This window comes from Dyella sp. KRB-257 (assembly GCF_049445995.1).
Lineage (GTDB): Bacteria > Pseudomonadota > Gammaproteobacteria > Xanthomonadales > Rhodanobacteraceae > Dyella_A.
Window position 1 is genome coordinate 1 of record NZ_JBMSDZ010000041.1, and the last position, 6,000, is coordinate 6,000.

Here is a 6,000-nt window from a genome sequence, read left to right on the forward strand (position 1 = left end):
TCGCCGCGGAAGGCGTTGCCGAACCGCTCGGCGATGAAGATGGGCTGCTTGTTCATGCCACAACCTCCACGCGCTCGGCGTAGTAGGCGTGGCGCTGGCCGTTGCTGACCTTGGCGATGGCTTCCTGGCGGCTCGCGGCCTCCACCTCGACCTCGCGGTCATCGAGTGCGCCGTACTCCTGCGTCAGGTACTGAACGATGTACTTGTCCATGTCGGTCTCCAGCGGGCCGTGGTGGCCTGTTGGAGGCGAGTCTAGACCTATGAACTTTGGGCGGTCAAGAGAAATGAACTAGTTCGTTCAAAGAAGTGAACGGAGTTCAGCTATTGTTTATTTTGAACGGGAAGGGAAGAACCCTCGCCAGATCCATCCGAGCGACCATCCGGAAAGAAACAGGGCAACCATCAAGGCGACCCATATCGTCAGGCCCTTTGCGATACCTGAAAGCCACCTAGTCCGGTTTGCGCGATCTTCATCACCGTTGGCGATGTCTATGATCCGGGAGTAGCACGGGGTTTTGCTGATCGGATTGTTGACCAGGTAGTGCTGGGCACTGTGCTGCGTGAAGGACGTCTCGCACTGCCAGACGGGATGTTCATCATCAGGACCGATGGGCTTGGAGATTACCGCGGCGGCTAGGCCAATTGAGCCCGTCATGACTACGATGACAACGTAGATCCTCATCCATCCGCCGAGCTTCATGATTAGTCTTCCCAGCTGCCAATCCACCGCACACGGCCGTGGATCTCGATGCCCTTAGTTTCGTCTAGCGGCTGCGGCTTGTGCCACTTGGGGTCAACCTTGTTGTCGCTTTCGATAAACCAGCGGCCGCCGAGCTCGACCAGGCGCTTGGCCTGTAGCAGGCCGTCATAGGTCACAACGTAGAGCTTGCCGTCGCGCGGCGTGCGGTCGCTGGTATCGACCAGGATCGCGTCCCCATCCTTGATCGTGGGGTACATCGAGTCGCCCTTGCCGTAGATCACGGCCAGTTTGTCCGGTCGCAGCTTCTTTCGGCGCAAGCTGTCCGCGCGGAATTTTAGCTTGTGCGTCTCGGCGTACTCGTCCGCTACTGCGCCATCACCCAGCGCGGCCGCCTGGCGCAATCCAAGAATGTCGCTCCACCCGGTATCTTCGGCTACCTCAGGGGAATCGATCGTTCCGCGCCCCCACACCAGCCAATCGCGGTTGGCAGACAGCACCTTGCAGATCTTGGTGACCGTGTCTGCCCGAACCTTTTCCGGCTTGGTCAGATCGTTCAAGATGTTGTAGACAGCGCCCTTTGACAGCTTGGCCCCCGAAATTACATCGGGCGGAGTTAGGCCGCGTCGGTCGAGTGCCTCTTGAAGTCTGGAACCCATGCTCATCAGCCAAAGGCTATGGGTGGATGGGTTCAGAGCTATTGACCCGATGAAGTTCATAGCTCTAGACTCGCGCCATGAAACTGACCAAGCGAAACGTCCGTGAGGCTCTCGGCTTCACGATGGACCGCCAACTGGCGGAGTTCTTCGGCGTCGGCAAGGCGGCCGTGTCCAATTGGAGTGAGGACGAGGATCTGCCGGAGGTCAGGCAATGGCAGGCCCGCGCACTGCGCCCCGACGTCTTCGGATCCTCCCCCGAGCCTTCGGCCGGGCAGGGCGAGGCGGCCTGACGTGCCCCGCTCACGCAACCCCCGCATCTGGCTGCGCGACTGGCTCAACAAGCCGACGCGCGAGGAGGCGATCGACCTGATGATCGCGCGCTGCCTGCGCCGCGGTGAGCCTATCCCTGCGGAATGTATGACTCCCAGCGCGCCTGCTCCCGGCGCAGTTCGTCGAGCCATGGCGAGACTGTCTCGGGCGATCCTCCGATCTGAGAGCCGACAAGGCCGTACCACTTCGACACCGACTCGTCCCACGCGCGCCGAAGCGCTGCCGCATCGGGATGACTGCGCATGAGCGCCTCGACGGCTGCCTTGAGCATCAAGTCGGATGCCGCTTCGGATGTGGTTCGCTGCTGGTTTTTGCCCATTTCCATGGACCTCTCCTCGGTGGTGGGTGGCTGCTTGGCAGCGCCAGCTTACCGCCGGGGAGGGTCCGCCCCTTCTCGTCGTCGTGTTCATGCCGCCCAGTCTGCGGCCCGTCCAGGGGAATCCTGGGGAACACGTCGTCCCCTGAATTCCCAAGGAGCTGCGCCGTGCAGCAAATGACCCTCCACCTGGAGCCGGGCCTGGCTCAGCGCTCCCGCTCGCTGCGCGAGCACATGGCAACCCGCGTCTATGCCCGCGGCCTTGTCGACGTCGCCGGGAAGATGGACCTGTCGCCCTCGAAGCTGACCGAGAAGCTGGCCGGATCCGACAGCGGCGGCAAGCCGCGCGGCATGACCGTCGACGAGCTTGAGGCCTACATCCAGCGCACCGGCGACATCAGTCCGGTGCACTACCTCGCAGACAAGTACCTGCGCGACCCCGCCGTCGCCCAGCAGGAGGCGCTGGCGAAGCTGGCTTCTCTGGCTGAGGTGCTGCCCGCCCTGATGGCGGCTGCTGGGCTGCAGACGTCCGGGAAGAAGCGGTCATGACGGGCACGACGCTGGACCTGCGCCGCGCCCTGGCCGACAAGCCGCGCGAGCTCCCGCCGCTCGAGTTCGATCTGACGGGCTGCGCGGCCATGATCAGCTGGATCAAGCCGCATACCGATGCCATCCGCGAAGCTGCGGACAAGGCGGAGAAGGCGAGGAAGGCGGAGCAGGGGAGGAACACCCCTTGATCCGGATGACCCCGCACGGCACCGAGCAGTTCTGCCGCCGATGCAAGGCCCGCGGCTACGCCGACGAGGACTGCTGGTGGCCCATCACCGAGGAGTTCTGGTATCGGCGCGGCACCAACATGCGCGTCACGCAGTGGTCGAGCGAGTGCAAGGCCTGCGTGTCCGAGCGCGGCCTGGCCCGCAAGGCAGCGGCGCGCGAGCAGCGCCAGCAGCAGGTGGCGGCATGAAGCGCCGGTCCGATGCGTGGTTCGCCCGCCAGGAGGAGCTGTGCTTCCGCGCGCTGGCCGAGGCCGACCGCACCCACACCCCCGAAGAGATCGCCGCAGCGCACGCCGCGCTGGCGGTCTCTCCCGATGCCCCCCAGGGTTCCATGTTCACCGCAGCGCCTAACGCCGGAGTAGCTACCGGCGGACAACCCGAACCTGCCGGGCTGGCGTCTGCAACTTCGAAGCAGGCCAGCAGGAGGACAGCATGAGGATCATTGAAACCGTCGGCGCGATTGACGTTGATCGCGTAGAAGGGGGCGTTTCGATTCTTCAGGAAAGCACGATGGGCGAACGCGACCAATCCGTGTTCATTCCTGCGGCCCTGATCGAGGTGGTTATCAAGGCCATGCGGGACGAGGCCCGGCCCGAATGAATCCTCTGGTTCCTTCCGACGTTGACCTGCGCGACTTCGCTTTCATGCCGTTCGATGTGCAGCGACTGCTCACGTCTGAAACGTGGGTGCTGGGTACTGGCGACGAGCGCTCCGCAGCGATCACGCTCTGGCTGGTGAGCTGGCACCAAGTACCGGCCGCTTCACTGCCTGACAACGACCGCATGCTCGCGCACCTGTCCCAGGCCAAGTCATGGCCGAAGGTGAAAGAGCACGCCATGCGCGGCTGGATGATCTGTGATGACGGGCGCTGGTATCACCCGGTCGTCGCCGAGAAGGCGCTGGAGGCATGGCTCGAAAAGCTCGCACAGCGCATCAGCAGCGGCGCGGGCAATGCGAAGCGTTGGGGGATTGAGTTCGACTCGACCGCAATCGAGGCGCAGATGGTCGAGGCGCGCACACTCCTGATGGACCTAAATCCGCAATCCCGGACGCTGTCAAAAAAGCGCACTTCGGGAATCCCGTCGGGACACAAAAAGACATCAACCGGGAATCCCGATCTTTTCCCGTCGGGAATCCCGTCGGGATCGCAAGAGACAGAGACAGGGACAGAGACAGGGAAAATAAAAGCTACCCCCATACCCCCAGCCGGTGCTGGCGCACCTGCCGCCGCTGACGCGACGGCGTCACCCCCGCTGGAGGTTCGAGCAGTGCTCGACGCCTACCACCACGCGCTGCCGCTGTGCCAACGGGTCTCGGTGCTCAACGCCAAGCGGCGAAAGCGCATCGACGCGGTGTGCAAGCTGGCGCGCCAGGTCTGCCGGCAGCAGGGCTGGGCGTACGACCCGCCAGAGTTCTGGGCCGCGTACTTCGCCGAATGCGCCACCGACCCGTGGATGCGTGGCGAGGTCGCCAACCCGAAGAACCCGGGCTGGAAGCAGAACCTCGATGTGCTGCTGGCCGAGGACCGCTTTGCCAAGGTCATGGACCAGGCCATCAGCGCGATGCAGCGGGAGGCCGCATGAACGCCGAGCACGCCGTTCTGGGCGCCTGCCTGACCGACCCGAAGGCCTACTGGCGCGTCGCTGACCTGCTGGTGGCCGACGACTTCGCCGCAGGTGCCCACCGGAAGCTGTACGCCCTGATCCGCGACCGGGCCAACGCAAGCGAGCCGTTCGACGCGGTGACGATCCACGAGGCCGACGCGCATCTCGGGAATCTTGCGCTCGAGCTGGCAAGCAGCGAAGGATGGCGCCACGGCAACGTGCGGGCCTACGCCCAGATGGTCACGCAGGCCGCGATGACTCGTCGCATCCATGCTGCCGGTGCGCAAATCGCTCGACTGGAGGGATCCGACGTGCTCGGCCAGGCCCAGCAGCTGCTCGGCGCCTGCCTGCCGCGCCACGCCGGCGAGGTGAAGCACATTCGCGAGTACCTGCGAGCCTCGGTGGCTGAGCTGCAGCGCCGGGTCAACGCGAAGGAGGCGATCACCGGCCTGCCGACCAGCCTCCCGGCGCTCGACGAGATGCTCTGCGGCTATCAGCCCGGCGACCTGATCGTGCTGGCCGCACGTCCCTCGGTGGGCAAGACCGCGTTCGCGATTCAGTCGCTGGTGAACGCTGCGCGGCACGGCAAGCGTGTTCTGTTCTTCAGCCTGGAAATGACCGGCGTGAAGATCGCCGACCGCATCCAGGCGCACATCGCCCAGGTCAACGCCGCCGGCATGAAGCGCCCGGCCATCTTCGACGACGCCGACTTCGGCGCGCTGTTCAACGCCGCCGCCGAGATTGCCGACATGCCGCTGTACATCGACGAGACGCCGGCGCTCACCGTCGAGGCCCTGTGTGCTCGTGCCCGGCAGATCCACGCCACCACCGGCTGCGACCTGATCGCGATCGACTACCTGACGCAGATGACGCCGCCCGGTGGACCGAAGCTCAGCACCGCCGATGCGCTGCAGATCATCACCCGGGCGCTGAAGGGTCTGGCCAAGGAGCTCAACGTGCCGGTGATCCTGCTCTCGCAGCTCAACCGCGACGGCGAAGGCCATCGCCCCACGCTCAAGGCCCTGCGCGACTCCGGCGCCATCGAGCAGGACGCCGACGTCGTCATCTTCCTGCACCGTCCCGATCCGAACCGGCGCGACCGCCTGGTGCTGATCGTGGAGAAGCAGCGCGACGGCGAGACCGGCGACATCTGGCTCGACTCCAACTACCGCCACCAGCGGTTCACCGCCATCGACCTGCCGGTCGACGACCAACCGAGCAAGCCCCAGGGCTTCGGGCGGTTCGGGCAACGCAAGCAGCAGGGAGGGTGGAATGGCTACCAGGACTGAACAGATTTCCGCTGATCACGCCAGCCTCGCGCGCGAACAACCCGAAGATCAGCGCGAGCCGGGTGACCTGCTACGCACCCAGAACCTGGGCCGGACCGGCACTGCCCTGCGCCTGACCATCGGCGTCGACCCCGGCATGCTCGGCGCACTGGTGGTGCTGGCCGACGGCATCCCCGACCAGTTCATCGACATGCCCACGGTTCCGCGGCCGACCACGGGAAACGAGGTGGACGCCTTCCGCCTGGCCGCGCTGCTGCGTGGCGTGCTGCAGCGTCACCCGGGCGCCCACGTCTTCGCCGCCGTCGAGGCGGTGTCCGTGCGGCCGGGCG

General features: G+C 65.3%; 13 protein-coding genes. 9 read left to right on the top strand and 4 right to left on the bottom strand.

Annotated elements, in window-relative coordinates; translation table 11 throughout:
- Positions 1-52 precede the first annotated feature (52 nt).
- The 3 genes from ACO2Q2_RS17090 to ACO2Q2_RS17100 all read right to left on the bottom strand — a co-directional run bounded on the left by ACO2Q2_RS17090 (position 53) and on the right by ACO2Q2_RS17100 (position 1,416).
- On the bottom strand, positions 53-211 hold the full coding sequence (locus ACO2Q2_RS17090) for a hypothetical protein (protein WP_423257455.1): 159 nt from the start codon (positions 209-211) through the stop codon (positions 53-55).
- A 117-nt stretch (positions 212-328) separates the two neighbouring features.
- Positions 329-700, bottom strand: coding sequence for a hypothetical protein (locus ACO2Q2_RS17095; RefSeq protein WP_423257456.1), 372 nt, complete (start codon positions 698-700; stop codon positions 329-331).
- A 2-nt stretch (positions 701-702) separates the two neighbouring features.
- A complete protein-coding gene (locus ACO2Q2_RS17100; protein ID WP_423257457.1) occupies positions 703-1,416 on the bottom strand; it encodes a S24 family peptidase in 714 nt (237 codons plus the stop codon).
- A 17-nt stretch (positions 1,417-1,433) separates the two neighbouring features.
- Between ACO2Q2_RS17100 and ACO2Q2_RS17105 the strand changes: the two genes are divergently transcribed.
- A complete protein-coding gene (locus ACO2Q2_RS17105) occupies positions 1,434-1,646 on the top strand; it encodes a helix-turn-helix domain-containing protein (protein WP_423257458.1) in 213 nt (70 codons plus the stop codon).
- A gap of 110 nt (positions 1,647-1,756) precedes the next feature.
- Here the strand turns inward: ACO2Q2_RS17105 and ACO2Q2_RS17110 are convergent, their stop codons facing one another.
- Positions 1,757-2,011: a hypothetical protein gene (locus ACO2Q2_RS17110; RefSeq protein WP_423257459.1), complete on the bottom strand. Its 255-nt coding sequence runs from the start codon at positions 2,009-2,011 to the stop codon at positions 1,757-1,759.
- 168 nt (positions 2,012-2,179) lie between these two features.
- On the opposite strand from ACO2Q2_RS17110, the gene ACO2Q2_RS17115 reads away from it, so the two are divergent.
- From ACO2Q2_RS17115 to ACO2Q2_RS17150, 8 genes are all read left to right on the top strand, one after another.
- A complete protein-coding gene (locus ACO2Q2_RS17115; RefSeq protein ID WP_423257467.1) occupies positions 2,180-2,551 on the top strand; it encodes a hypothetical protein in 372 nt (123 codons plus the stop codon).
- Positions 2,548-2,739, top strand: a complete 192-nt coding sequence (locus tag ACO2Q2_RS17120; RefSeq protein WP_423257460.1) for a hypothetical protein — start codon at positions 2,548-2,550, stop codon at positions 2,737-2,739. Before ACO2Q2_RS17115 ends, ACO2Q2_RS17120 begins: the two co-directional genes overlap by 4 nt.
- A complete protein-coding gene (locus ACO2Q2_RS17125) occupies positions 2,736-2,966 on the top strand; it encodes a hypothetical protein (RefSeq protein ID WP_423257461.1) in 231 nt (76 codons plus the stop codon). The genes ACO2Q2_RS17120 and ACO2Q2_RS17125 overlap by 4 nt, the downstream gene beginning before the upstream one ends.
- The gene (locus tag ACO2Q2_RS17130; protein WP_423257462.1) at positions 2,963-3,214 is read left to right on the top strand and encodes a hypothetical protein; all 252 of its coding nucleotides are present in this window, start codon (positions 2,963-2,965) and stop codon (positions 3,212-3,214) included. Before ACO2Q2_RS17125 ends, ACO2Q2_RS17130 begins: the two co-directional genes overlap by 4 nt.
- Positions 3,211-3,378, top strand: coding sequence for a hypothetical protein (locus tag ACO2Q2_RS17135; RefSeq protein ID WP_423257463.1), 168 nt, complete (start codon positions 3,211-3,213; stop codon positions 3,376-3,378). The genes ACO2Q2_RS17130 and ACO2Q2_RS17135 overlap by 4 nt, the downstream gene beginning before the upstream one ends.
- Positions 3,375-4,361: a DUF1376 domain-containing protein gene (locus ACO2Q2_RS17140; RefSeq protein WP_423257464.1), complete on the top strand. Its 987-nt coding sequence runs from the start codon at positions 3,375-3,377 to the stop codon at positions 4,359-4,361. Before ACO2Q2_RS17135 ends, ACO2Q2_RS17140 begins: the two co-directional genes overlap by 4 nt.
- Positions 4,358-5,671 (top strand): replicative DNA helicase, encoded by a 1,314-nt coding sequence (locus ACO2Q2_RS17145; protein WP_423257465.1) that lies wholly within the window; start codon positions 4,358-4,360, stop codon positions 5,669-5,671. The genes ACO2Q2_RS17140 and ACO2Q2_RS17145 overlap by 4 nt, the downstream gene beginning before the upstream one ends.
- A partial coding sequence (locus ACO2Q2_RS17150) for a hypothetical protein (protein ID WP_423257466.1) occupies positions 5,655-6,000 on the top strand: 346 nt, incomplete at its 3' end. The genes ACO2Q2_RS17145 and ACO2Q2_RS17150, both read left to right, overlap by 17 nt.